At 40.8% G+C, this 25,980-nt stretch carries 21 protein-coding genes and 1 pseudogene; 18 read left to right on the top strand and 4 right to left on the bottom strand.

Annotated elements, in window-relative coordinates; all coding sequences use genetic code 11:
• Nucleotides 1-923, top strand: a 923-nt coding sequence (locus tag POTG_RS14245; RefSeq protein WP_036645527.1) for a hypothetical protein, incomplete at its 5' end; no start/stop codon positions are given.
• 76 nt (nucleotides 924-999) lie between these two features.
• Here the strand turns inward: POTG_RS14245 and tnpB are convergent.
• Nucleotides 1,000-2,121, bottom strand: a complete 1,122-nt coding sequence (gene tnpB / locus POTG_RS14240) for an IS200/IS605 family element RNA-guided endonuclease TnpB (RefSeq protein WP_036645525.1) — start codon at nucleotides 2,119-2,121, stop codon at nucleotides 1,000-1,002.
• 274 nt (nucleotides 2,122-2,395) lie between these two features.
• Between tnpB and POTG_RS14235 the strand changes: the two genes are divergently transcribed.
• The 13 genes and pseudogenes from POTG_RS14235 to POTG_RS25415 form a co-directional block, all read left to right on the top strand.
• Complete coding sequence (locus POTG_RS14235; RefSeq protein WP_009225528.1) at nucleotides 2,396-3,127, top strand: hypothetical protein; 732 nt, start codon at nucleotides 2,396-2,398, stop codon at nucleotides 3,125-3,127.
• The gene (locus POTG_RS14230; protein WP_036645523.1) at nucleotides 3,075-4,421 is read left to right on the top strand and encodes an ATPase, T2SS/T4P/T4SS family; all 1,347 of its coding nucleotides are present in this window, start codon (nucleotides 3,075-3,077) and stop codon (nucleotides 4,419-4,421) included. The genes POTG_RS14235 and POTG_RS14230 overlap by 53 nt, the downstream gene beginning before the upstream one ends.
• 3 nt (nucleotides 4,422-4,424) lie before the next feature.
• Nucleotides 4,425-5,291, top strand: a complete 867-nt coding sequence (locus POTG_RS14225; protein ID WP_009225526.1) for a type II secretion system F family protein — start codon at nucleotides 4,425-4,427, stop codon at nucleotides 5,289-5,291.
• A 16-nt stretch (nucleotides 5,292-5,307) separates the two neighbouring features.
• A complete protein-coding gene (locus POTG_RS14220) occupies nucleotides 5,308-6,201 on the top strand; it encodes a hypothetical protein (RefSeq protein ID WP_036645521.1) in 894 nt (297 codons plus the stop codon).
• 19 nt (nucleotides 6,202-6,220) lie between these two features.
• Nucleotides 6,221-6,469 (top strand): hypothetical protein, encoded by a 249-nt coding sequence (locus POTG_RS14215; RefSeq protein ID WP_009225524.1) that lies wholly within the window; start codon nucleotides 6,221-6,223, stop codon nucleotides 6,467-6,469.
• Nucleotides 6,470-6,510: 41 nt separating this feature from the next.
• On the top strand, nucleotides 6,511-6,930 hold the full coding sequence (locus tag POTG_RS14210) for a DUF4320 family protein (protein WP_036645519.1): 420 nt from the start codon (nucleotides 6,511-6,513) through the stop codon (nucleotides 6,928-6,930).
• A 17-nt stretch (nucleotides 6,931-6,947) separates the two neighbouring features.
• On the top strand, nucleotides 6,948-7,382 hold the full coding sequence (locus POTG_RS14205) for a hypothetical protein (protein ID WP_009225522.1): 435 nt from the start codon (nucleotides 6,948-6,950) through the stop codon (nucleotides 7,380-7,382).
• An 18-nt stretch (nucleotides 7,383-7,400) separates the two neighbouring features.
• Nucleotides 7,401-8,186 carry a Flp pilus assembly protein CpaB gene (gene cpaB, locus POTG_RS14200; protein ID WP_036645517.1) on the top strand — a complete coding sequence of 262 codons (786 nt, stop codon included), beginning with the start codon at nucleotides 7,401-7,403 and terminating at the stop codon, nucleotides 8,184-8,186.
• 34 nt (nucleotides 8,187-8,220) lie between these two features.
• Nucleotides 8,221-13,179 carry a fibronectin type III domain-containing protein gene (locus POTG_RS14195; protein WP_009225520.1) on the top strand — a complete coding sequence of 1,653 codons (4,959 nt, stop codon included), beginning with the start codon at nucleotides 8,221-8,223 and terminating at the stop codon, nucleotides 13,177-13,179.
• Nucleotides 13,180-13,807: 628 nt separating this feature from the next.
• Entirely contained in the window at nucleotides 13,808-14,011 is a 204-nt protein-coding gene (locus tag POTG_RS14190) for a helix-turn-helix domain-containing protein (protein ID WP_036645515.1), read from the top strand.
• Nucleotides 14,012-14,032: 21 nt separating this feature from the next.
• Nucleotides 14,033-16,024: a site-specific DNA-methyltransferase gene (locus tag POTG_RS14185; protein WP_009225518.1), complete on the top strand. Its 1,992-nt coding sequence runs from the start codon at nucleotides 14,033-14,035 to the stop codon at nucleotides 16,022-16,024.
• Between the two features lie 2 nt (nucleotides 16,025-16,026).
• The gene (locus tag POTG_RS14180) at nucleotides 16,027-18,321 is read left to right on the top strand and encodes a DEAD/DEAH box helicase (protein ID WP_009225517.1); all 2,295 of its coding nucleotides are present in this window, start codon (nucleotides 16,027-16,029) and stop codon (nucleotides 18,319-18,321) included.
• A gap of 199 nt (nucleotides 18,322-18,520) precedes the next feature.
• A pseudogene (locus POTG_RS25415) lies at nucleotides 18,521-18,888 on the top strand (transposase); the annotation flags it as partial.
• A 141-nt stretch (nucleotides 18,889-19,029) separates the two neighbouring features.
• On the opposite strand, the gene POTG_RS24900 reads toward POTG_RS25415, so the two are convergent.
• Together POTG_RS24900 and POTG_RS24895 are read right to left on the bottom strand one after the other, a co-directional pair.
• The gene (locus tag POTG_RS24900; protein ID WP_232282312.1) at nucleotides 19,030-19,914 is read right to left on the bottom strand and encodes a hypothetical protein; all 885 of its coding nucleotides are present in this window, start codon (nucleotides 19,912-19,914) and stop codon (nucleotides 19,030-19,032) included.
• Nucleotides 19,874-20,410 carry a helix-turn-helix domain-containing protein gene (locus POTG_RS24895; protein WP_232282311.1) on the bottom strand — a complete coding sequence of 179 codons (537 nt, stop codon included), beginning with the start codon at nucleotides 20,408-20,410 and terminating at the stop codon, nucleotides 19,874-19,876. Before POTG_RS24895 ends, POTG_RS24900 begins: the two co-directional genes overlap by 41 nt.
• Nucleotides 20,411-20,617: 207 nt before the next feature.
• On the opposite strand from POTG_RS24895, the gene POTG_RS14160 reads away from it, so the two are divergent.
• From POTG_RS14160 to POTG_RS14145, 4 genes are all read left to right on the top strand, one after another.
• Nucleotides 20,618-21,262, top strand: a complete 645-nt coding sequence (locus POTG_RS14160) for a hypothetical protein (protein WP_009225514.1) — start codon at nucleotides 20,618-20,620, stop codon at nucleotides 21,260-21,262.
• A 44-nt stretch (nucleotides 21,263-21,306) separates the two neighbouring features.
• Nucleotides 21,307-21,657 (top strand): hydrogenase, encoded by a 351-nt coding sequence (locus POTG_RS14155; RefSeq protein ID WP_232282310.1) that lies wholly within the window; start codon nucleotides 21,307-21,309, stop codon nucleotides 21,655-21,657.
• 393 nt (nucleotides 21,658-22,050) lie between these two features.
• Nucleotides 22,051-22,935 (top strand): copper amine oxidase N-terminal domain-containing protein, encoded by an 885-nt coding sequence (locus POTG_RS14150; RefSeq protein WP_009225512.1) that lies wholly within the window; start codon nucleotides 22,051-22,053, stop codon nucleotides 22,933-22,935.
• 79 nt (nucleotides 22,936-23,014) lie between these two features.
• A complete protein-coding gene (locus POTG_RS14145) occupies nucleotides 23,015-25,396 on the top strand; it encodes a CARDB domain-containing protein (protein ID WP_036645508.1) in 2,382 nt (793 codons plus the stop codon).
• A 158-nt stretch (nucleotides 25,397-25,554) separates the two neighbouring features.
• On the opposite strand, the gene POTG_RS24400 is transcribed toward POTG_RS14145, so the two are convergent.
• The gene (locus POTG_RS24400; RefSeq protein ID WP_197070091.1) at nucleotides 25,555-25,665 is read right to left on the bottom strand and encodes a putative holin-like toxin; all 111 of its coding nucleotides are present in this window, start codon (nucleotides 25,663-25,665) and stop codon (nucleotides 25,555-25,557) included.
• Between the last annotated feature and the right edge of the window lie 315 nt (nucleotides 25,666-25,980).

Here is a 25,980-nt window from a genome sequence, read left to right as displayed (position 1 = left end):
CATTGGCTGATATTCCTGGCTTTAATCCTGAATTACCGGCGTTTCAAAAGAAAGTTGAGAGGAAAGTTGGATTTTCTTTAGAGAAGAATAAGGGGAAGGTTCAGACGCTGTTGTCCGACTGGACAAGGGGATTTAAACGGGCTGAAAAAATTACTGTACCGGTAAATGATGAAAGTAAAGAGAGAGAAGCCCGTGAGTTAACAGATCATGTAGAGAGTCCTGTTACTTTAAAAGAAAAACAGGAATATGTAGACATGGATAAGCAGAACAAAACCGATTCTCAACCGGAGAAACTGCCGATCTATCATGTATCCCAGCCCTACATCGTTGCAGTTGGGGGACTGGCACGTAGGAGTGGTAATACACACACAGCCCTCCAGATTGCCTATGAGACAGCGAGTAAGGGATTGAAAACGGCTTTTGTTGAATATAGGAATAAGCCCAGACCATCAGACATCGTGAGTTTTGCTACAGATTTTGACGGTTTAAAGTTCAAGCGACACGGTATTGATTTCTTCCCTAATCGTTCACCATTTGATGTAGCTGAAGTTTATACGCTCGAGTATGACTCAGTTATTCTTGACCTTGGCGTATTGGTGGATGAGAACGAAGGAAGATTAAAAATGAATTCGGCTGCGCAAGAATTTTTGCGTTGCCCATATCAACTCATTACGCTCTCAGCTGCACCATGGGATTTGCACTATATCGTCCAACATCTGAACGAACTCTCTGTTCTCTTGAGAAAATCATCATTCATCATTAACTATGCCGATGAAGATATGATCAAGGAATTTAGAGAGATGTTCCCATCTATAACCTCTATTATGAATCTTCTAGAGGCTAATCCATTTACGGATGCAGGGGAACTTGCTTATTGGCTGGAGCAGCCCAAGGCAAAAAGAAAACGATGGTTTGTACATTGAACTACTCCACCTTAATTTCTTACGAAATTTGAAGATGGAGATTCCTAAGAACACCTTCGTAACCGAAAGTTTTTTATTAGGCTATCCCCGCAGTTCCTGCGGTTAGAAGTCTTATGGCTTCATTTTTAAGATTCCTACTTGCGTTAATATCCCTGTCGTGATGTGTACCACATTCTTTGCATTCCCACTCACGCAATGCGAGATTCTTAACGTCTTTGTTGCGGTAGCCACAACTAGAACATAGTTGACTGGAAGGGAAGGTTTTCGCAACTGTTATAACCTGTTTTCCGTACCATTTTGCCTTGTATTCAAGCATGGTGCGAAACTCTGACCAACTTACTTCACTAATAGCTTTTGCTAATTTGTAGTTCTTTAACAGATTGGATACTTGCAAATCTTCAATCCCGATGACATCGTGGTTTTTGATGATTTCGGTAGAGATTTTATGCAGGTAATCCTTTCTTGCGTTCGTCATTTTTTCATGTAACCTTGCAACCTTGATTCGTTGTTTATGCCAATTCGAAGAACCTTTTTTTCGTCTTGACAGTATACGTTGTGCTTTTGCTAATTTTTTCTCCAATGTACGGAAGAATTTAGGATTCTTATATACTGTTTCGTCTGACAAGATCGCAAAGTCTTTTAACCCAACATCAATACCAATAGCAGAATCTGTTTTTGGTAATGGATTCACTTCTGTTTCGACAAGAATGGATACTGAGTATTTGCCACTTGGATGACGTCTAACTGTAACGTTAAGAATTCGACCTTCAAGTTCGCGACTTTTTGCAAAACGAACAAGACCCAGTTTCGGTAATTTGATTTTGTTACCAACAATGGCGATATTATTGTTTGTGTGCTTTGTCGTGTAAGATTGTACCTTATTCTTCTTAGACTTGAAACGTGGTGCTTTATTCTGTTTCTTGAAGAAACGAGAAAACGAATCAGCGAGGTTTTTGAGTGAGGATTGAATCGCAATGCTATCGACTTCTTTTAACCATGCGAATTCTTTCTTGAGGTGGGGAAGTCTGGCGGAACAAGCATGGTAGGTTAAGCCTTTGCCGTTTTCTTTGTATGCTTGATTCCACTTGTCCCAAAAATAATTAAACACAAATCGACTGCAACCAATCGTTTTGGCAATTAGAATTTCTTGTTCTTTATTCGGATAGATGCGAAACTTATATGCTTTATTGACTAGCATGATACTCACCTCTTTTCACAGGAACATTTGTTTCTATTATAGTATACATTCATGTGAAAGTATCCCCATTATTTGAAAAATACTAGTTAGATTGTTGAGGGTTATCCCTTGTCCGAAGGCGATTCATCTCCACCCTGCTTCGCTGAGGATGGAGTCTTCTCGCCTAAATACAATAAAGTAAGCCTCTACTCTATTTTTGAGTGGAGGCTTTTTTTATTTAAGAATGAGGGGAACATCTAATCCCCGTGATTTTTATTCGGAAAGGAGACACGAAATGCTTAGATGGAAGAAAGAAAAAGAACCACCGCGCTCACCGACAGGCGTTATGGTTGCACTATGGAACCCAGCGGGTACAGATTCTTCACTTCTCTTAGAGAAGCTGTTGAATCTGGTAAAAAAACGGGAAGAAACGGCCGTGGTTGTTGAGTTTCCATGTTTGGGTTTGCCGCGCGTGGCTTACCGCATGGGGGTGTCGGAGCTGGAGCATGCACAGTCGGTGGATCAGTTGCTGATTGACTATGATAGGGGGATGCTACAGGGGATTCACCAGTATTTACATCACTTTGATGGGTTTGATGGATTACTGATTCAGCCCAAGAGCAAGCCTGACAGCCCTACGCTGATTAAGCTACAGCAAGAAAAGACGCTGAGTGAATTGCCCGCGTATTTGAAAGTCCATTTGTCTGGATATCACTACGTCTTTACGGTCCTGCAGGGGCAACTGATTCATCCAATGACCTTTTTCTCGTTAAAAGAAGCAGATCAAGTCGTGCTAAATATGAATGAGCCGGTTGAAATTATTCGTACTTATGCAGCCTACAAAACGCTAAAACAGGACTACGATGTGCAGAATGTAAGCTTATTTAGTAACGAGTTTAGAAATAGTGACTTTAAGGAAGAACCTATTCTAAGCCGTCCAGAACAATTATTTGCATTATGGGAGGGAGAAAAGGATGGCTATCGGATTGATCAATCCGGCAGAGTTCGTACAGTACCGTCGGCCTGAAATTAAGGCAACCAGTACTCGCAGCAAGACGGACGACGAAAACCTAAAGACTTTGCTGGAGCGGACGCAGCAATACCTTATCACAAACTACAATGATGAGTTTGTCCGGGCAATCATTGATGAGCAAGCACGGAACAGGGTCAAATACCATATCTCAGACTTCATCCGGGATCAGCGAGACTTGAAATTTAGCATGGATATTAGCGAAGTTATTGACTATATCCGTACTGAAATTACGGAGATGGGCGTGTTGCAGCCGGCACTGGATGATCCAGCAATTAGCAGTATTGAGATTAACGCTCCTGCGGAAGTGATTGTTGAGCGCAATGGGTTTCCTGTGCATATGACCGAAATTCGTTTTCGCGACAACGATCATATTTATCAGACCATTGATAAAATGCTTATGCCAATTGGTAAGACACTTACTGCAAATGAGCCTGTTATTGACGCGAATTATCGCGGGTTCCGTATCAATGTAATCATGGATGTGACTAGGGGAGGGGTCAGTACCCACAGCCCGATCATCTCCATTCGCAAATTTCCGCCGGATGTATTTTCGGATGAGGAATGTATTTCTTACGGAAACATTTCAAAGGAAATATCCGAATTTCTTAAGGATGTTCTACCTTATGGGGTAAACTGCATCATCGCGGGGGGAACGAATAGCGGAAAAACCACGCAACTCATACGCTTTCCTCAGTACTACGATCCATTGACCCGATTTTTCTGTATTGAGGATTCCGAGGAAATGTTGCTCAAAGCTAAGCTTAGCTATCAGGATTATCCCAATATCGCTTCCGTAATTGTAAAGGAGCATGAGGATGATCGAAAAGCTTATCCCATTCCGAAACTTGTGAAAACGAGCCTTCGACAGAATCCTGATGTTATTTTGATCGGTGAGGTACGGGATGAATTTGCTGCCAGCCAAGCCCTTGTGGCTGCGAACACAGGACATATTGTCCACCTAACGATACATGCTAATGGAACAGAAGAGGCTGCTGTGCGGTTTTTACAACTTTCAGGAAATAATCCTATGACTGCATCACAGATCGTCATGTCCTTTGACCTGATTTTGTTTCAGAAATATGAAGCGAGTACTGGGAAAAGGGTGGTCTTTGAAATTGGTGAATTGATTGGTTTTGAAGGTGATAAGCCGATTATTCAACCAATATTTCAATATGATCCAGTTCGTCGTCGATTTAATCAGACGGGAAAGCTGACAAAGCTAAAACGAAAACTGATTGCCGAAGGCGCTCCTGAAGAAACAATATCTCGTTGGTGTGAGGAGGAGTGAGTAATGTCATTATGGGTCAGTTTCATTTACTTTTTTGCTTTGTCTCTTGTAACATTGCTGCTGGTCGTTCCTAATGCCAATGCAGGTAAGGGATTCACACTCTCCAAGTTTCTTGGTTATGAGCAAGTGCGTAAGGAAGCGGAGACGGTTGGGTGGTCACTCACCTTTCGGGAGTTCGCTTTCCTGGTTATGTTTTCCGTTGGTTTGATCGGCTTGATTGCCTTGTTCACAGGAAACTACTTTTTTATTGCCTTGGGAGCCGTATTGTCTTTTACATTGCCAAGAACGATTGTCCTGAAAGTGAAACGAAAAATCAGACAAAACGTCCTGTTCGATCTTCCTTCAAACTTGCGTCTTTTTATCAGCAAGTTAACTGATTTTCCGAACGTCCAGAAAGCATTAGAAAATGCAGTGCTTGATATGGACGGTGTGACTAAGCCGATCTTCGAAAAAGCATCCAATCAATTACGCGTGGGGCTTCCGATTGATCGAGTTTTTGAAGAGATGTTAAGTGAACTGAAGATCAGAAAGATGGAAGACTTCTTGGATAAGCTCAGAATGGCTCAGATGGAAGGATTTCATCCTCAGTCATTGGATAGTTTGAAGGAAACCGTGGATGAGATTGGAGAGGATATCACTCAGATTCAGGAACTGGACATTGAAGCTAAAAGCAAACGAAAACAGCTTTTTACTGTCATCGGTATGGCGTGGATGATGCCAGTCATGATGTCCTTTATGAACAATGGCAATGCAAATGTCTTTTTAAATACTTTGCATGGTCAGATTTATATAGTTTCCTTTGCAGCCGCAACGCTGTTTTCTATAGGAAAAGGCGACGATTACCTGTCGCTTAATCTCGACAAAGTTTAAAAAGGGGGGATGTCCATTGATTGTATCTAATATCTTGCTGTTTCTGTCCGTCATGATTATTTCCGGACTGGCACTAAAAGTTTTGTTGCCCAGTTTCGATATGGAAAAGCGCTATGCGAATCAGGCAGCGTTACTTCAGAAAAATCACAGAGAGTTACGGCAACTGAAAATGGACCCAATCACGGTTATGTTTGCAGAAAGGCTCATGCCGAAGTTACTCAATCTTCGGCTGCCAATTTTTAATGGGAAGCTTCGTCGGATGTACAATCTGCTTGGAAAAGAAAACACCTTTGAGGAAGAGCTTGCTGACAAAGCGGTTAAATCGCTTGCCGGGAGCCTTCCTTTTTTAGTGCTTCCTTTTCTGCTCGATCTTCCAGTTCTGTTTTTAGCCATACCGTTGGCAGTAGCTGTGTTCTTTTTTGCGCAACTTGGTGAAATAACCAAGGCCTATAAGCGCAGGCAGGAAGAGATCACAAGGGATTTGCCGCAGCTCATAAGCAAAATGATGATCGCTCTCGAAACAGGCAAGTCATTCTTGACGACAATTCAGAGGCTGGAGGAAACGAGTGGTCCCCGGATGAAGAAAATGCTGGCACGGCTCAATGCCAACATCCGCATTATGAAACTCACCGATGCCGTAGATTTGTTTGCGGCTGAAACCGATGTACCCGTCATGCGGGACTTTGCTGCTGCGGTAAAGATTGGGGTCAATAGCGGTTATGGAGAAGCCAAGAAGTACTTCGACAGCATTAAGGGAGATCTCCGGAAACTCCGGCTTGCTGCACTAAAGGAAGTCACCCGTAGCCAGCCAGAGAAGATTAAGATGCTATATATTCTGGTGGCTCTTCACGCTTTTGCAGCCGTCATTATTGCTTTTATTGATATTTTTTCACAAATTCAAAACTTATAAAATTCAGGAGGTAATTGGAATGAAAAGATTTTTGAACAAAGTGGTAACTTGGAAAAATGGTGTGGCTGAGAAGTTGGTAGTTCGTACTGAAACAGTTGTACTCAGACTGGCAAGACCTTTACAAAATCAACAGGGGGCTTCAATCGTAGAAATTTTGGGTTATGCCCTGTTAGCTGTACTTGCTATTGTGGTTGTATGGGGCTTGATCAAAGGCTGGCTCCCTACTTTCTGGCAATCCATCACAGGTAAACTTGACAACCTTTCTTAATGATTAATACCAAAAAAGCCACGGGAGGAGAGAGAAGTTCGGTGCTTAAAACATGGCTAGCTCCGCTCAGGAATAACCGTGGAGCTGTAGGTTCCATTCCACTCATGTTTTTCACGCTGGTCGCAGCCATTTTTCTCTATCTTGGTATCGACTTGTACGGTTACATCGTACAGCAGCAGAAATTGACTGTTGCTACAAATGAGTTGCTTGAAGTTATCAAGGCCGAGAATGGTTACGATAGTGCGAATCGCGAACAGTTCAATAGGCTCATTCAAAAATCTGGTATTGATCCGGCTAGAGTAACTCTCACGGCTACTCCGAAACTTGTGGAAAGAGGAAATACCGTTGAGGTTGAGGCTAGTATGGAATATGAATGCATCGGCCTAAAACCGCTGGGAAAGACGGTAAAGCTCCCAATACGCGTAAAGCAAGATGGTTTAGCTCGTACATTCTTCCGATGACAGGGAAGTGATCTAATATGTTCCGAAATCTGGCGCTGATATTATTCGGCGCCTTTGCTTTGTTTTTTCTCACTGATTTTCTGGTAGTCTACAACGCCCATATCAAAATTGAGAAGGCTGTGGAACAAGCGCTTGATGGAGCGATTATTGCTGGTGTCGAAGAAATAGAGCACCAGAGAGGGAGGTTGGAACTAAATGAATCTATAGCTCAAAGAACGGTTCATAACATTTTGAAAACTAATTTGAAACTAAACACCGACCTAACCAATGATTTTTTTTCGAATAGTCACTTGGTGACAACAATTTCCTACCTGAACACAGCATCAAAAGTGCCAAGAATTGAAGCTCAGTTTGATACTCGTGTGAAACTCGTTGCGGGTAGGATTTTAGGATTTAATTCTTATCCATTAACTATCAAGCGCCACACACCTTATCTTGGAGAATTTAAGTAACAGGGAGTGAAATGTATTTTGAAAAAATTATGGAATAAGGCCACACGACGATTGCTCATCGTATTTGTCGCCTTAATTTTGGCTGGAGTAGCCGTTGTTATTCAGAGTAGCATCGTCAATAAGCAGGTGACAACGGAATTGGTTTATGTGGCAGCAGATAATTTAACTCCGTATAGTCTGGTGGAAGGTAAGCTCGTACAACGTAATGTTGTGAAGAGTGAAGTTCCAGATGATGCTATCCGGGATTTGAAGGAGCTGGAAGGCGAATCTTGGGTAACAACTGAGGTTGGAATTCCTAAAGGAATACCAGTTTCCAAGTCGATGCTTATCCCGGCTAAGGAAAGCAAATTTGGAGAAAGTCTTGAATTAAAAGACGGAGCGATGTTTGTTGGTGTCAAGACGGACCAGGTTAAGAGTGCCGGGGACATGATTAAGCCGGGAACCATTGTTGATGCTTATGTGTACATCAAGGGGCAAGACCGACAGCCATCCGAGTTGGTCACTCCTTCTGATGATCCTTTGCTTAAAGGTCTACTCATTAAAGATAGACAGAATCAGAACGGTTATGAACCTCAGAGGGAAGGATCGGGGAATCAGAATCCGATCCCAGCCATTGCGGTCGTAGAGACTACTAATCCAGATGTGGCAGCAGCACTGATTAAGTATCAACAAGAAGGAGAGGTTTACTTCACCCCGACTGGTGTGAACGTAGATGTGATTCCCTTAGAAAAAGAAGTAAATGCTGCTCAAAGCCCTGATGAAGTTTACTCATCCCCATCTGGTACGGAGTCCCCTGATCAGTGATTAGGGGACTTATTCTATAACAGGAGGTTAGAGAATGTTCAGAAAGTCACTTATATTTTTGATATCCGTAGCTATGTTTACATCTACACTGCTTGGACAAGGCCCACGTGCATTTGCTGATGATAAAGTTCAGATCAGCATTAAGGCTGATCCTAAGATTGACATTGCACTGGCAGCAGGAAGCACGAATTTAGAATTGTCCAATTTCGAGCAGGATTTAAAGGCTAAATTAGCTGCTAAAGGTGTAGATGCTAATCAGTTACAAGTACAAGCTTTAGAAATGAAGTCTATGACAGCAGAAGATACATTTGATTGGCAAATATATGACCATATTAATTATCCAGAACCGTATGGTAACTCACTTTATCGGCATATTATCGTGAGTAATAAGGATATAAGTTTCTATGGTTATACTGATAAAGCTCATAAAGATTTTATGTTTATGCCAGATTCCTCTGCGGAGAAAAAAACTTTCACGTTCGAGGTTTTAGAGCAAAAAATGGACTGGCATACACTCGAAGGGGCTGGATTCTTATTTAATGCAACCATTAACACTGGATACGTTTCAGGATATGTTATTTTATTCGGTCAAACGGAAATCAAATTATTTGAGCTAAATCAGGTAAATGTAGATCTTCTTCGAAATGGCACTTATAATTCATTAGCCAATGCAGGAAGGCTGGTTTCTACATTTCCAAGACTTGCGGTGACTTCGCATCAAGTCAAAATAGAGGTAACTCCAACTAGTATTAATATGTGGGATAACAATCAAGTGTTAATAAATAACTACACTTTAACAAGTAAGTATGGGAATGGGTTTGGTCCATTTGCAAGCTATACAAGCCATGGTTGCTCTTCTGTATCTTCCTTTACGTTTAAAAATATAAAAATGGAAACGAAAAAGCCAAAGCAATACAGAGAGGTATTATTGCAACCAATCTGGAGGGAAGGGTCAGATCGCTTTATTGTCAATGTTGATAATAATGTGATTTCCGATTTAAACAGTACAACGGCTTCTGGAGAAATTTTAACACGTATGATTAATAACGCTGTTGATTACGTAGCTATAGGCTCTTCAACTAACCAAGAACAGGCCATTGCCTTTATTACACGTAACAATGGTAACGGAGTATTTATTAATGGGAATAACTATGCAACTGCGATCGATCAGCTAGCAAACTATATCTTCACTAAAATCAGATCGAATGGCAGTTCACAATACATGATCCTTGATGAGGATAATCATCTTGAGGTTAATCCATCTTCATTCATGAATAATACCCAAACACCAGAATTTCCAAATGGCCGTTGGAAAATTGAACATGATAGTACGTATTATGAGAACAGTACTGGTCAAGCCCAATGGAGCGGAAGATGGCAAAAGGATTTGCCGCTGAAATTTGATAAACCAGGGCGCTATGAAATCTGGTTTGGCGAAGACCACCCTACACCACAATATCTCTATGTGCATCGTAGACCAGTAGCAGATTTTACACTAAAAGTTACGAAGGGGACTAGCAATTACACGATTACCGTTAACAATCAGTCCTATGATCTCGACATGGAGTCCACACCAACAAAGGGGATTGCACAAACGGAGTGGAAATGGCGCGAGACAACAGCCACCACATGGACAGATGGCATGATTCCTGGCAACCTTCCTTTGGGTAAGGACTATTTAGTGCAACTTAGAGTATTGGATTATCAAGGAGCATGGAGCCAACCAATGGTACGTTATGTTGCTACCGGTTCCACTGCATTGAAGCCTATTGCAGATTTTCGAGTTCCAGATCAAGTGACCAAGTATAAAACGCTTGAAATACAAGATCATTCGTATGACCCGGCTGGCAGAAACATTACACAAAGGGTTTGGAGTATTAAGAGAGAGGGTACTGAGATATACTCTGGTTCAACCATGATAAGTAACTTTTTAGCTTACGGTGCAGGGGAGTATACAATCTCATTAAAAGTTTTAAATGATGCCAATTTGTGGTCGGATGTATTTCAGCGTCATATTACAGTGACGGAGGATTTATCGGCACCTAAAATCTCATTTAGTCCTTCTGATGCAACTTGGACAAGCGATCCTGTATCTGTCACTATTCATTATTTTGATGATAGTGGATTGAGCAATAAATACTACAAAGTGACTCAATCTAACCAAACTCCGTCTTCATGGGATACGGCAAAAGATATTGAAAATATTACACTTACCAATGAAGGTCAGTGGTATATTCACGCTAAAGCACAGGATATTGCAGGGAAAGAGACCACGATCTCAGCGGGGCCATACCAACTTCAACTGTCCCCGGATATTCCTGTTTTAAAACTCAATTCTATTGGTGAGAACTGGTCCGAGATCGGATGGTCACTGCCAAACCACTCTTTAGGGGATGGATATCAGTATAAAGTTGAGAATATTACAACAGGACGCTCATGGTTAGTGAACCATCCAACGGATCATATCAGGGAAGAAGGATTGGCTGCTGGATCGATTTATCAATACCGCATAAAGGCGGTGAATCACGTAGGAGAAAGTGAATGGAGTGAACAGTTTGAAGTGCTCACTCTTCCGGCTCCTGTTGATGGTTTGAAGGTATCATTTGTGCCAAATAACAGTGGGACGGTCAATGTCTCGTTTGATGATGTTGAGTCTGCTGTAAGCTACCAACTCACTATCAAAGAGGGATCTGATATTGTTTATGAGGAGGAGCTTAACACCGCTGGAACACATCAAGTAACAGGACTAGAGGGAGGCAAGCAGTATACTGTAATTGTAACTGCTCATAATGCAAGTGGCGCTGGTCAGAGTAGTGTACTTGGCTTTTTATCTCTTCCAGCAGCTCCGGGCGAATTCCAATCCGTTCAGATCAGAGAAACAGAAGTGGAGTTGTCATGGACGGCATCGCCAACCGCAGCGCTGTATGAAGTGCTGCGTGATGCAGTAAGTCGATATAGCGGGTCTGATCTATCCTTTACTGACACCGGTCTGAAAAGCGGAACAGAGTATGATTACTCGATTTCAGCTAAGAATGAATCTGGGTTCGGTGATATCGCTTATCTTAATGGGGTTTTGACGCTTCCGGGCAAGACGAAGATTACTGTCGATGAGATTGGTAAAGATGTGGTCAACTTTTCAATTGATACGGTTCGTGGTGCTGAGAAATATGTGGTGCTGGTGAACGGAGTGAAGGAAAAGGAATTGGCTCCTGAAACAAAGCAATTTGAAATCGATTCTCTTAATTCAGGCACTGAATACACATTTGAAGTCTACGCTGAAAACCGGAGCGGTACTGGCGTAGCCAACAGAGTAACAGTCCGCACTTTGCCTGACAAACCGGGTGAATTATTGATTACAGACATTTCCGATACAACGGCGAAGCTTAGTTGGCAGCCAGTAACAGGAGCGGATAAATACAAAGTTACAGTAACGGATGACGTGTATTTTGAGACATCTGGGACTGACATTTCGCTCAGCGACTTACGGGCTGGGGAAACTTATCAGTTGAAAGTGCAGGCCGGTAATGCATCGGGATATGGTGAGGCTGCTGCTAAGACATTATTAACATTGCCGGCCAGCCCCGATGTGCGGATAGACAATGTTCAAGCCACTCAGTTTACCTTGGTTTGGGACGAGATTCTTAGCGCAACGAAGTATGTAGTTCGCAACGAGCAGGGTGAGATTATTGGAGAAACAAAAGAAACTAGTTACACTATCAAAAATCTGAAGCCTGGCTCCACTCATACTGTTTACGTATCCGCCGTGAATGAGACTGGCGAAGGTAAAAAATCCAGCTTCACTCAACGCACTCTTCCGGGTGAATGGGGCATCGATCCGAATGATCCTCAATCCAGTCAACCAATCACTGTTGGAGACCGAGGCGAGCATTCTGTAGTGATCGTTATCGATCCGGTTGAGGGAGCGGATCAGTACAAGATTGTTGACGACGCTGGTAACGTCGTAGGCATCATTACTGCCCCTGAGACAGCCAAGGAGATCGGAGGACTGGAGAGTGCCAAAGAATATGACAATTGGTCGATCATCCCGATTAACGACGTCGGAGAAGGTCAAGCAACTCCTGTTCCGCCGTTTGTGACACTGCCGTCGTCAAACTTTGAGGTGTCTGTTGGCAATCCGACTACATCTTCGCTGACAGTCACAGTAGATAGTCAGTTAACGAATGAAATCTTTGTCTATGCAGTGAATGGGAAGGAAGTACATCGTGGTAAAGAGAAGTCATACACCGCGAGCAATTTGTCATCGGATAAGGGCTATACGTTTACTGTCTGGACAGAGAACAGCGCTGGAGATAAAACCAAACCAAAATCAGCAACTGGTAAGACGCTGTCACTTCCATCATATGGTGGAAGCAATTTGTTGCAACCGAAACCTCCTGTAGACGAGCAAGAAACTGCGCATCCGCATACGGCTGAGCCTCAAACTCATACGGATCAGGCTGGGTTTGAGGACATTGACCGCAGCTTTGCTAAGGAAGAAATTCTTGCACTTTACGCCATGGGTATCGTCAAAGGCGTGTCTGATTCCAAATTTGAACCGGACCGCCAAGTGACTCGTGTGGAGTTTGCATCAATGCTCGTGCGGGCTATGGAGTTACAAGAAGCATCTGATGCAGCCCTTACCTTTATGGACGTACAACGGACGGCGTGGTATGCGCCAGAACTATCCGCCGCTGTGTTAAATGGCGTCGCCAAAGGGTTCAGCGCGAAGGAGTTCCGTCCATTTGACCCAATCACACGGGAGCAAGCGGCTAAGATGATCGCTAATGCGGCATATCAAGGTAATGTACCTGCAGCCCAAGCCAATTATAAAGACGCTGGTCTAATTGCTTGGTGGGCGAAACCGGAGGTAGCTGCTCTGACTACTGAGCGAGTTATCACCGGTTATCCAGATCAGACATTTAAGCCAAAACGTGACATGACACGGGCTGAGTGTGCTGCTTTAATTTATCGGTCCTTGGGACTTATCAATTAATAAAATTATGCAACAAGGCACTTATCAAATGATTCATATAGAATTTGATAAGTGCCTTTTTCTGTTATGTATGCTTATTAAAACCTAGGATTGTTGTTACGTGTATAATTTCATTCAATGGTATCCAAACCACCTTATCCGGCGATTTTATTTTTACCCTACTGCGATCCTTTCCCCAGCTTGGTAAACCCGCAATCTTGGATTGATCTTTTAAGGTCAGTATAATTTCGCAATTGGATTTGACAGCATTATCTATATACCTATATATTGAATTCACCTCCAAACATAAATCATTCCACCGGGTAAAGTTTGTATAGTTCGGCATGGAAAGATGTTGTCATTTATTTGGTAAAACGTAGCAACGATTCCATCTTTTTCGTCTTCTTTTTATTATATAACAAACCCATACCTACGTGGGTTTTATTTTTTTTAGATTTTGGGTTGAGTTTTGCTGGGTTCTCAAAAAGAATGCTTTAAAACTATACAAGATTTACAGTTTGTTCAGGAAGCGTATAAATAGTACGAAAGGTATTAGGAGTAGTACCTTTAATACTAATTATTGTATCTATTATTTGAGTTTACGCCACTCCTATGGTAAGGTGAATTTGTATTGTGTGGGGGGAGTTTAATGGCACTAAGTTACAACAAATTATGGAAGTTACTAATAGATAAGAACATGAACAAAGTAGCTTTAAGAGATCAAACAGGTATTGGACCGTCCACCCTTTCTAAGTTAACAAGAAATAAAAGGGTAAGCATGGAAGTACTTGAGAAGATTTGCAAGGAATTGGGCTGCAACATTGGTGATATCGTAGATTATGTTGAAGATTAGATAGAATGGAGATATTATACAATGGATACTAATTTAAATAGCTTAGAGATGATGAGCAAGGAAGAACTTCTCGACTTTGCTAAGAAAATGATTAGCGGTGGCATAACATTATCGTTTAACGGAAAACGCACAGCACAAGTAATTGAGCGTAAGGTAATGCCTCGTATAGTTAAAGTCAATAAAGAGCTTAGCTTTAATGATAACAGCATTGAAGGAAACAACATTATCATAGACGGTGAAAACCTTCAAGCTATGGTAACCCTCTATAAATACAAAGGTCAAATAGATTTAATCGTTACAGACCCGCCTTATAATACTGGAAAAGACTTTAGATATAATGATAAATGGGATACAGACCCCAATGACCCGGATTTGGGAGAACTCGTAACATTAGAAGATGGGTCACGGCATACAAAATGGATGAAGTTTATGTTGCCAAGACTTCAAATGATGAAAGCGATGCTAAAGCCAAATGGGGTTTTAGCTATTTGTATCGATGAGCGTGAATTTTTCCATCTTGGCATGTTACTTAATGAAGTTTTTGGAGAAGAAAACAGAATAGGCATTATAAATTGGCAGAAGTCATACTCACCTAAGAACGATAGTAAGCACGTATCAACTGCGACTGAATATGTTTTAGTTTATGCGAAAGATAAAGCTACAGCCAAAACTAATCTAATGCCGCGTGAACAAAATATGGATTCAAGGTATTGGAACCCTGATAGTGACCCATTGGGTGTGTGGAAGAAGAATGGTGACGCAACCGTAGCTACTCCTACAGAAAAAGATAGATATGGAATTCAGTCACCATTTACAGGTGCAATTCACTATCCGGGAAAAAGAGCATGGTTAAATCCTAAAAAGAAAATGAAAGAATGGTTAAAGGCATGGGGGTCAGATTATGTTGAAAAAGATATTAATGATGGACGCGCTAAGGCTCTTGTAATAAATAAAGCGGCTTTACCAATAATACCTAAAGATATAGACTTGAATGACTTTCCAGTTGTGGAGTCAGAGGATGTTTTTAATCATCCCTCTATTGTTAAATCACGAAAAAAGGCAGAAAATGTTCTTAATAATATGGTTTGGCCTACACTTTACTTTGGGACAGATGGTTACGGACGACCTTCATTGAAGAGACATTTGACTTTTGTTAAGAAGGGAAAGGTACCCATGACCTATTGGGCTGATGAGGATTATGATGAGCCATTTGTATTAGAGTCACAGTCATGGGATCATGAAGAGTCGGGACATAGCCAGGCAGGTATTAACGAATTAGATGCAATCCTTGGTAAGGGTCATAATTTTGAAACCGTAAAACCTCTAAAATTGATAAAAAAGATAATACATCTTTGGTGTCCAGCAGATGGTATTGTACTTGACCCTTTTGCAGGGTCCGGAACAACTGGGCATGCTATTCTGGAACTCAACGAGATAGCTGGTACTAAAAGAAGGTTTATACTTATTGAAAAAGGTGAAGAAGAAGATAGATATGCAAGTACACTAACTAGAGAGCGTATCAAAAGAGCTATTACTGGTGAAAGAGTCAATAAAGACGGAACAGTTGAAAAACTGGAAGATGGATTAGCTGGTGGATTTGAATATTGGGTTCTTGATAAAAAGGTTGATGCTAAAGCGATTCTTGAAATGAAACGTGAAGAACTCATCGATGTCATCACAACGTCACACTGGGAAGATGACAATAGGAAGGCTACTAGTGTTATTGAGAAAATAAATAAGGATTACAAGTATTTAGTTGGTAAAAACATCCTGAATGAAGGCTTCTTCATTATTTGGAACGGAAAAGACTCAGTTGGTGAATTAAACCAAAGTACCTATATGGAGCTATTAGCGGAGGCGAAAAAAGAAGGTGTCAATACGCCATTCCATGTGTACGCAAGATTCCAAGTATATCAGACACCTAAAGTAAGATTTTATCAAATACCTGATAAAGTACTTATGCACTTAGGCCTCAATGAAAATAGTGATAGATATAATAATGAGGAGGACTAACAGTGGAGCTAATAAAATTCCAGATAAATGCATCGGAGATGATTGCGACTAGACTTGCTGATTATTTAAAAGACCCCTTAATGAGGACAAAAGATGAGATAATACCTTTTTATCAAAACCTATCATCAATAACTGGTTCGGGCAAAACACTTATTCTTGCGGACTGTATTGAGCAGATTCGGGTATACTTGAACACACAACCTATAGTGTTATGGCTATCAAAAGGAAAAGTTGTTGTAAGTCAAACCTTAGAGAACCTATCTACTGGTAAGTATGCGGAGAATATTCCTAATTATGACGTTAAACCATTGCTGGATTGTAAGGAAAGAGACTTACAGGATGATAAGAAAGGACTAATCTTAATAGCTACTGTAGGTAAGATAAACCAGAAGGATAAAGAAGAAGGCGACAGGCGAGTTTTTCAAACAGGTTTCGATAATGCCGACAGTTCTTTATGGGATATGCTCAAAAAGAGACAATCATTCGCAGGAGTGAAAAGAGATTTAATAATAGTTTATGATGAAGGTCATAACTTATCAGACCAACAAACTCAAATACTACTTGACCTATCACCAACTGCCTTAATTGCAGCAAGTGCCACCACTAAAGTACCGAAAGCTTTAGAGTGGTATATTGCTCGTTTGAAAAATGAAAAGGGCATGAAGGATAAGGATCTGGTTGTTGCTGTGAGCAATAAGGAAGTTGTTGATAGTGGGCTTATTAAAAAGCATATATCTCTAGGTGGTTATTTAACACCTATGGAATTAGCAATCAATAACCTTTTAGAGGACATGAAGGAAACTGAAGAAGCAACTAAAAAGTATGATTGTAGGTTCTTACCAAAGGCTATATATGTGAGTGACACGAACATGTTGCTTGCTACATCTGAGGTTGATAATCATTTAGTGCCCTTCGATCAGAGACGAGCAAGACCAATTAAGATATGGAAACACCTTGTTGCGCAAGGTGTTCCTCCGGAAGAAATTGCAGTATACTGTAATTTAAAATTCGATAAGAGATTTCCTAAGCCTGATAACTTTAATTTGTTTAGTGGTGGCGACAACGATTATGAAGAGTTCACAAAAGGGAATTATAGGCACATAATATTCAACCAATCTCTTCAAGAAGGTTGGGATGATCCTGCCTGCTATTTCGCATACATTGATAAAGATATGGGGTCAAGTACTCAAGTAACTCAGGTCATTGGTAGGGTTTTAAGGCAGCCAAATGCCACACATTATCCCGATGATAGGTTGAATATGGCGAGTTTCTACATAAAAACTGATGAGAAGGACGTTTTTAAATCAATACTAGAGGAAGTCAGAAAAACATTATCTATTGATATACCCGAAATTTCATTATCTTATCACATTGGCAGCGGTAAAAATAAGATAAGACCTACTGTAGAACCAAGATATGAAGTTGATGTACCGGACATTGCTATTGTATCTGATAGGGCTATGGCAGAGATTAAGAATGTCGTTGATAAGATGATAGACTATTCAAAAGATGATATGAATACTATTGGCGAAGGCAGTACTATTAAATTCATAACAGACATTGGATCCAATGAGGATGGACGAGAGGTTACAACAGTAACAGCACATAGCAACAAAGTTACTGTAAGATGGATTTTCAAAAGAGAGCTTGATAAATTAGCCAAGAATGCCATAACTATATGTGATATATCCTCACCTAAATTTGACGCACTTGTTGAGTACAACAGCAATGCAGCATCTTATGTTAAGGACGAAGCAGCCAAGATTGCGGAAATCTATAGGCAGAACTCAATCATCATGCAAAATCCAATTGATACAGTTCCGGTAGGGGAAGTTATCATAAATGATGAAAGTATAGAATTTAAAAATTCTGTACATGTAAGGTATAGTGATTTCAACGACTTTGAATTGGATTTTGCAATGGAACTTGATAAAACAGGTTTAGTTTGGATGAGGAATCCTAAGAATGGCGTCCTGAAAATTAAGTTATTGGATGGAAAAGGCACTGATACCTTCAATCCTGACTTTATAGTTTGGACAGATGAAACAGTTTATGCCCTTGATACCAAAGGAAACCATTTAATTCATACCGACAGTGTAAGGAAGCTATTCTATCTTGAGAAGGCATGTGATGGTAAGGATTTAGTCATTAAGCTAATAAGTGAGAAAAAATATAATGTTCATGGGCAAGTAATAGACCAAAATGGCTATACCGTTTGGCAGCTTAAACAAGGGCGAATCTCGCCAATCACATGCTCAACAATAAGAGAAGCAGTAAATATATGTATATCAGATTAGGAATTTATTAGAAAAGACTGATTGATTAAGGAGAATACCTTCAAGAGAATGCAACCATGTCGTATGATATGAGAGACAACCTTGGAGGTGTTTTTTTTTCGTTGGCACCCCGAGTAAGCTACCCAAAAGAGATTAAGATGAAGGCTATTGAAATGAGAATGGCTGGTATCCCAGTGAAATACAAAGGTTGGGAAAACACATGGGACTTTGGTCAAAGGAACAATTACGGGCTTTCAACAAGGAGAATAAGCTGGCTACTGCAGAGGATGGGCAGAATGCCTCTGAAAGAGCTGTTCGCAGAGACGCTCCAAGAAATGCTGAAGGCCGTGATGACGAACACTTAAGCTACGAGAAGCATAAGCTTAAGGCCAAGATGACGCCCAATAGCCGCAATGGCAAAAGTAAGAAAGCATCGTAAGCGAGTAAGGCGAGCAGGAGATTTCCGTTCTCCGAGACCGGATGAGCGAGTTCGAACCCCTTATCGTGCAGAAGCATTAGAAGAACGTTACAGGCATCGAGAATCAGATCATCGCGCTCTACGCCAAAGGCGTAAGCACACGGAAGATTCATTTTTCGAATTTCAATCTTAATTAAACAGACCAGTTCGTGAACTGGTCTGTTTGTGTAAATGTTATAGATCTTCACATTCCTCCGTGATGATCCATTAGGTGAATAATTGGCGGAGAAAAAAGAATAATCAATGAGAGACTAGACATAAATAGTACTGCCAGTTTTCTTTTCATTATTATACACCTCTGTAATTATTTTTTGGTAGGCTTCTATTAAGGCTTTATCGCACTTTTCACGTAAGCTTTCAAATAGGCCTACACACTTAATTATACAGGTTTTTTCATTAATAGATTCTGATTTATTTAAACTATCCACTAAGTACTTAAAACCATTCTTATAGAGGCCTTTGCTTAGGTGATAGTCAGCTAATTCAAAATAAAGGCGTGCAAGACGTTCTTCAATAGTCTGTTTAGTATAAACATCATTTGAATGTTCTGCTTTGACTATTGAAGAAATATCAAATCTTTCAAGAATGCTATCAACATTATAATGATAACGATTGGCCGCTTCGATGATATTCAATAAAGATAGCAATCGTTCGTCTTTGTTGGATTCAAGATACTGGATGTATTCTGGTAGTACGCTAAAATCTCCAGCTGACAACTTGGTGACCATTGTATTCATCTTAGCCCAAGCATAGAATTTTTCTTTCCAAATAAGCGTATCCTTATCATCTTCTCTTACCCAATCTAAGTTTGCGTACAATGCAATGTACTGCATGGCTCGTTCATAGTCTCTCTTGCTTTCAAAAACGCTGCCTAAAAGTAGATTTGAGTAAGCTATATATGTGAAAAGTGGTATTGTATGTTTATAGTCTTGATGATTATATTTTGTAGTTCTTTGATATAGGATTTCAGCCTTGTTTTTAAGTTTTTCAGCCGTTTCCTCTACTTTGTCCCACCGGCGTAATGAACGGTATGTATTCGCTAAATTCTTCAATGCTTCCAACTGATCATACTCATCCAATCGATCAACGAATAATTCAAATTGTATTGCTGCTTGATAATTTTTTTCTTTGATCATTTCCAAGTTTGCATATAAATAAGCGATACTGGCAGAGAGCTAAACGTTCTGAATGCTGATTTCTTTCACTGAGAGCAACATTTTCATATAAAATGATAGCTGCTTCTTTTTTACCGCTTTTGTAGAAATCTTCTGCTACATCAAAGAGGTGTGAGGAGTACACTAGGGTGTCGAGCAGCAATTGAACGGCCTTATGAATCAAGTCCCAATTGCCAATCTCTGCGCACCCATAGATAAATGGTTTAATTCTGCGCCAATTGGGAGTAGATTCTACTAAAACTTCTTCAAAATACTGATTGTAGAAATAACCTTTTGCTAAACCCATACATTCAGTGATAAGGTCCAATTGTTCAATACTCAAGGTTCGGTTTCCATTCAGAATGTAACTTAATGTCCCGATATTTAAACCTATTTTTTGAGCAAATTGACTTAAGCTTAATCCCTCCTGCTTCATAAAATCATTAAGTCTTGTAGTAATCGTGGTTGCAGAATCCATACTAACCACCGCCTAGATAAGATTTTCCAATATTTCAATAATATCCAATATTTGAATGATGGTCAATTTTACAAAATCAGCAGTTGGCTGAAAAATATCTTCACTTTGCTTAATTTTAGGGCTATACTTTGGGTATAGCAACGTACAACAGTATACAACTGTGAGCATAAAATAATTATTAGAGGAAATAATTTAAAGAGGATAAGAATGAATAAGCTGCAAAATGTCATGATCTATTTCATAAAAAACTTTCCTCAAAGCTTGGGTAGAACAAAGCTGATAAAAGCAATTTATCTTTTGGATTGTGAGTGGTACAAAATATACGGTTCCACATTTACAGGAATGACTTACTTAAGGGATAATAATGGACCATTTGATACTGCATTCTACGATGCTAAAGATTATTTGCTTATCCAAGGTATTATTGAGGAAATACCTTATTCTTTTGCTGGTGGTCACGGGTTCGAGTTTCACATCGGAAAGAACTTCCCTGAGGAAATTGAACTGGATGGCTTTGTTCGGTATCTTGCCGATGACATTATCAATGATCTTGGAAATTCAGACCTCAATGGTTTTTTGGCTAAGGCATATTCTACAGAACCAATGATTGCTGTGCAGAATAAAGAAAAGCAAGAGGGTAAAAAATGTTATGGGGAGGTATTGGATATGAGTAAATTAAAGGATTCCCCAAAGCCCTTATTCTCGCTCGGACAAATTAAGGAGGTTGCAAAAAATCTCGATCTTTCAAGTCGAGGTTCGGATGAAGAATACGCAAGTGTGGTTAATAAAGAAATTGAAGAATTAAGACTATTTCGGGAGAGAGTAGCTGAGTCATGGAAACTAATCCAATAGATAGTCCTATTGATATTCGGATATTTAACTACGGAGAAATATATATGATCAAAGATAAATTAGTATCGTTTCCCGAATCAAGATACACTAGTGGACGAACTCTACATGATAAAAGGATGGTATGTATTATCCACCACTGTGAATCCAATGGGAATAAACACATTTGGACGGTAAATGCCGCTCCATTATCAACAAGAACTGATATGAAAAGAGATACAGATTTAGAATTAGAACCAGAAGAAGGGAACTATTTCAACAGAAAGAGTTTGATTCGGTTGGGTGCAGCCCAACCATTTTTGAAAGTAGATTTAGAAGGGCCGGTTGGAAAACTGAACACCGGGCAGCTTATGTTACTATCTGCACTTCAACTTAAACTAGCTGGTATTGATATTTGAATATAAGTTAGCAATGGTCAACAAGTGATGAATGATACTTTACCCAGTCAAAAACGATGTTCTGATTATGTCTCTATGTACGAACAAACGCTCTTGCATTCTTTCTGCACAAGGTATATAATGGATTTAATCAAGTAGCGAAGCTATAAACTAAAAAAATGTAAAAATATTACATTTACAAATCAACTCCACTAACTTTAATGTTGGTGGAGTTTTTCGCATTTTATAGAGGCTGAAATATAGAGGAGGGAGAAATAATTGAAGGGTAATTGAGTGAAAACAGTGCTTGGATTATAATGGAATCTATGTTGTGTATTCGGAAGTTTGAAGGCTTTTAGAAATCAATAGGGTATGCGAATACCCCACTAATTCAGAAAAGGGAGTTGTAGAAATATGTTTAAGAAATTAGGACTTGCTTTAATGTCCACAGTCATGTTGCTAGGGATGGCCTTGGGATCGGCTTCGGCGGCGCAAACAGTTTATGTTCAGGTTGATGGGAAGAACGTGACGTTCCCTGATGCGAAGCCTTATATCGAGAAGAATAGAGTGTTGATTCCTGTGCGGTTTGTATCTGAATCGCTGGGTGCGAAGGTGGATTATAAGAAGGAGACGGTTGGTAAGAGAGTAAGCCGGACGGTGTACGTAACTTTGGGTGAAAAGAATATCAGTCTGGAGGTCAACAGTAACAAGGTGCTGGTGGATGGCAATATCGTTACCTTAGATGTTCCAGCCCGGGTTAAGCAGGAGCGCGTGTTTGTACCGCTGCGGTTCGTGAGTGAGGCATTGGGTGCAACGGTGGAATGGAAGTCCAGTCAAAGCCTTGTAAGCATCTACACAGGTAAGGAAGTGACGGAGCCTGAGCCGATTCCAGAGGATGATAACATGTATAGCACTGAGTTTGAATGGAAGGCTGGCTATACGGAGCTGGCGAAGGAATTGTTCGTAAATAACATGAAGGTAGAGAATGGGAAGCTGACGTTTACGCTTCCAAAGGGAGCTACAGCTCAATACTATGCTGCTGATGGTGCGTCTACCTATCTCACGCCGGGAAAGACATACACATACTCAATTGGAAAAGGGACTGGATTTGTTTCGTTTGCAAAAGTATATGCTGGTCGTGATGAACAGGAAGGGTATTTTATTAATTTGGATAGTAGCTTTAATGAGGATTTGGCTGCTCATTTTGAAAATGTAAAGGAACCAATTGTAGTGAATGCTGATGGCTATACTGCTGCACCACTGTCTGAAGTACAGGTTATGGCCCAGGCTTTTAAATAACTTAAGTAGAACATAAATGCTATTAGGGTCCACAAATTTGTGGGCTCTTTTTGTTGCTCGTTATACAAGGAGGAAAAATATGAAGAAAAAAATAGGCTTAATAGTGGCTATATTATTTCTTGCAACATCTGTCATAGTATCAGCTGCTGTTTCCCCAATGCTGTATCAATATGTGAAGTGGGAATATGAAAAAACGGGGGAACAATTTGCAGGTTATATTCCAGCACTTGAGCGTAATGTTTCAAATAACCCGTGGAAGCTGTATCAATGGAAAGGGATTTTTACCTTTGCAGATGGTCAGAAGCATATTATAGACAATTACGACGTATTTGCCGTGAAGGAAAAGCCTGGTGATCCTGTATTTTCAGATCAAAACGGGTTTGGCTTGACTTATAAGAGTAAGGAAGCTGTAGGGGAACTGTTTGATGCAATATGGTCTAGCCATATGAATGTATCTCAGAAGCAACAACAGTATTTTCGAGATACCTTTACTGTGCGCGGAACGGATTATGATTCTAATCATGAATACTCATATCTTGTTAGCCAATTTAAGTTCCTTCGCACCTCCGGCATCGTCAGTCGCATGGGAGTCCAATTCGACCGTACCCAAAAGATTGACGGCAAAGGCCATGCCTACTTTAATGTCACTGCTTGGCCAACTTTGAAAGTCACACAAGGCGAACAACTCACGGTGAGCTTTACAACTGCTGGGGTTAATAATAGCTTGCGTCAAGTCGATGTTTATGCGCTGCCCAAAGGAGCATTCCCTGACATGACTAAGCGTGTGAAGCTTACATCAATCACCACAACCGATACTGAGTACAGCAATACCGTTAAGATCGCCAGTAAAGAGCTGTCACGTGTACTTGGAAAAGAGGTAGACATTATCGTAGATGATGGCTACGGACGTACTCAGATTGAGAGTATGACATTGGCAGATGATATCAATATGGACTATGTTCCGACCAAGCTCACGCTAACTGAAGGTGGTCAGCTTTGGGTCAAGTTCCGTTATGACGGCGATGAAGACATTATCTCCGGTGACTATGCAAGTGAACGTGGAATGCCAATGACAGCCAAGGTTACTATCGGCGGTGCGGTTTCTACCAACTTTAACCTCTCGTCCATGTACAAGGATTTGCCAGAGCAATTCACTGTAGGGAAAGAGTACAGTTATATGCTTGGCAAGATTGAAATCAGTGATGATCCAGGCACATATTACATCAAGGCAGATGTCACAATAAACAATCCAAATCATCCAGACAGGGCGCTGGAATCACCGAATGAGGCGTACCATAATAACGAGATCAAAGGTGGCTGGACGATCGAGCGCAAGGGGGCGGCGAACGATCTGATCGCCCAATCCATTACCGCCAGCCCATCGGCGCTGACTGTAGGTCAATCGTCTACCGTGACAGCAAAGGTGAAGAATGTAGGGACTACGGATGTTTCCAATGTCCTGATACGCTTCATGGAAGATGGCAAGAAGACCATCTATGAAACCAGAAAGAACATGCCTGCTAATACGCCGATTACTGTAGGCGGCTTCAAGTGGACAGGAAATACGGGTATCCATACCTTAAGCGTTCATGTAGACCCCGAGAAGGAAAAACAAGATAAAGATCGTTCTAATAACGTAGCCGTTACTGGTTGCTCTGTAACCAAGAATGGCGGCGATGCTTATTGTGATACCACGAAGCCGGAGGCAACGTGGGATGTGACATATCCATTGATTACAGGCTATCCAACCAAGACCAGAACGGTGTCTTGGACGGACTCAGAAGGTAAACGACATACTTCTACGGAAAGCTACACGGATTACAGCGACCCGATTTGGGAGAATCGAAAAGTAACCTATAATGAAAAGCTTACCGTTTCGGCTGAACTGAATACAAAGCAGGGAATTCCTACAGCCCCGCCTTGGAAGCCGGAAGAAGAGAAGGAATCAGATCGTGAAAGCCGAGGTTCGTGGGAAATCATTCCTTGGGCTGAGGAAAATGGCTTGAATCCAAATGAGGTTACGCGTGCCGGTTATGGTGTAGAGATCAAAGCAACGACAAAATACACCACAGATTGGGAAACCAAAGTCCCTAAAGGCTTAGAAGGGACGGCTAAACCCATTGGGGGTGAGCTAAAAGGGCCTACTGAGGTTAGGGTCTATATTTGGGACACCAACGGTGATTATGTGACCAGCATTGGTCTAGTTAAGACAGGTGGAGATGATAAAACAGCAACATGGGAGCTTCCAGAAGAGCATTTCAAATCGAAGTTTCTTGACATCTATGAACGAAAATTTTATACGGATGTCAAAGCTCCCGATGGAGAGTATACGTTTAAAATTGTAGCCATGCACGCTGGACAGAATGACTTATCCTCTTGCATCATCAAGAAAATAACCATTTACGGTAGCATGTATGATGATTGGCAGACGAAGCGAGATACATCGGAGTGGTACAAATAAGGGCATTGCATGTATGTAATTTCAGATTTATAATAAAAATAAGAAAGGGGCGGCGGTAACCGTCCCCTGCAACAGCCGCTTTTAAGGGCGGTTCGGCATTAAGAAAAGATAATGCTTATTAAGAAATAAGACCGAAACCTTTTCTCAGGAGGGGCGGTCTATTTCTTTTGGTTAAGGATCGCTAAAACAATTGTAACTACCAGCGTCAGTAGCGCGATAATTAGCGAACTGAAACCGATCATAATTGTTAAAGCGTCTTTAACTTCCATGGCATCACCTCCCTTCCGAGAGGTTAGCCGACCGCCCATATAGCCTTTCTGTTGCAGTTTTAATTATATCATAGACGACCTCAAGCAGTCTCTTCGGAGGCTGCTTTTTCTATTAGTAGAGGGTTAGGTAGTAGAGGGTTGGGAGGAAGAACATGAACAATTTACTGGAGTCGATTCCGCTGATAATTCTGTTAGGGGTAGCCACGTATACAGATTTGCAGTATAGAATCATACCTGATTGGTTGAGTGGTATAGGGATTGGATATTTCCTTATATTTCGGCTATTCCATAATGAACAACCTTTTTATTATTTGC

The organism is Paenibacillus sp. oral taxon 786 str. D14 (genome assembly GCF_000159955.1).
Classification (GTDB): domain Bacteria; phylum Bacillota; class Bacilli; order Paenibacillales; family Paenibacillaceae; genus Fontibacillus; species Fontibacillus phoenicis.
This window is presented reverse-complemented; position numbering and strand designations above follow the sequence as displayed.

What these genes read in the sequence shown, in the direction of transcription:
- POTG_RS14145 (WP_036645508.1), top strand. Translation starts at nt 23,015, where the DNA reads ATGAAGAAAAAAATAGGCTTAATAGTGGCTATATTATTTCTTGCAACA.
- POTG_RS24895 (WP_232282311.1), bottom strand. Translation starts at nt 20,410, where the DNA reads ATGGATTCTGCAACCACGATTACTACAAGACTTAATGATTTTATGAAG.
- POTG_RS14225 (WP_009225526.1), top strand. Translation starts at nt 4,425, where the DNA reads ATGTCATTATGGGTCAGTTTCATTTACTTTTTTGCTTTGTCTCTTGTA.
- POTG_RS14150 (WP_009225512.1), top strand. Translation starts at nt 22,051, where the DNA reads ATGTTTAAGAAATTAGGACTTGCTTTAATGTCCACAGTCATGTTGCTA.
- POTG_RS14195 (WP_009225520.1), top strand. Translation starts at nt 8,221, where the DNA reads ATGTTCAGAAAGTCACTTATATTTTTGATATCCGTAGCTATGTTTACA.
- tnpB (WP_036645525.1), bottom strand. Translation starts at nt 2,121, where the DNA reads ATGCTAGTCAATAAAGCATATAAGTTTCGCATCTATCCGAATAAAGAA.
- POTG_RS14155 (WP_232282310.1), top strand. Translation starts at nt 21,307, where the DNA reads ATGATCAAAGATAAATTAGTATCGTTTCCCGAATCAAGATACACTAGT.
- POTG_RS14215 (WP_009225524.1), top strand. Translation starts at nt 6,221, where the DNA reads ATGAAAAGATTTTTGAACAAAGTGGTAACTTGGAAAAATGGTGTGGCT.
- POTG_RS24400 (WP_197070091.1), bottom strand. Translation starts at nt 25,665, where the DNA reads ATGGAAGTTAAAGACGCTTTAACAATTATGATCGGTTTCAGTTCGCTA.
- POTG_RS14235 (WP_009225528.1), top strand. Translation starts at nt 2,396, where the DNA reads ATGCTTAGATGGAAGAAAGAAAAAGAACCACCGCGCTCACCGACAGGC.
- POTG_RS14205 (WP_009225522.1), top strand. Translation starts at nt 6,948, where the DNA reads ATGTTCCGAAATCTGGCGCTGATATTATTCGGCGCCTTTGCTTTGTTT.
- POTG_RS14160 (WP_009225514.1), top strand. Translation starts at nt 20,618, where the DNA reads ATGAATAAGCTGCAAAATGTCATGATCTATTTCATAAAAAACTTTCCT.
- POTG_RS24900 (WP_232282312.1), bottom strand. Translation starts at nt 19,914, where the DNA reads ATGATCAAAGAAAAAAATTATCAAGCAGCAATACAATTTGAATTATTC.
- POTG_RS14185 (WP_009225518.1), top strand. Translation starts at nt 14,033, where the DNA reads ATGGATACTAATTTAAATAGCTTAGAGATGATGAGCAAGGAAGAACTT.
- POTG_RS14190 (WP_036645515.1), top strand. Translation starts at nt 13,808, where the DNA reads ATGGCACTAAGTTACAACAAATTATGGAAGTTACTAATAGATAAGAAC.
- POTG_RS14230 (WP_036645523.1), top strand. Translation starts at nt 3,075, where the DNA reads ATGGCTATCGGATTGATCAATCCGGCAGAGTTCGTACAGTACCGTCGG.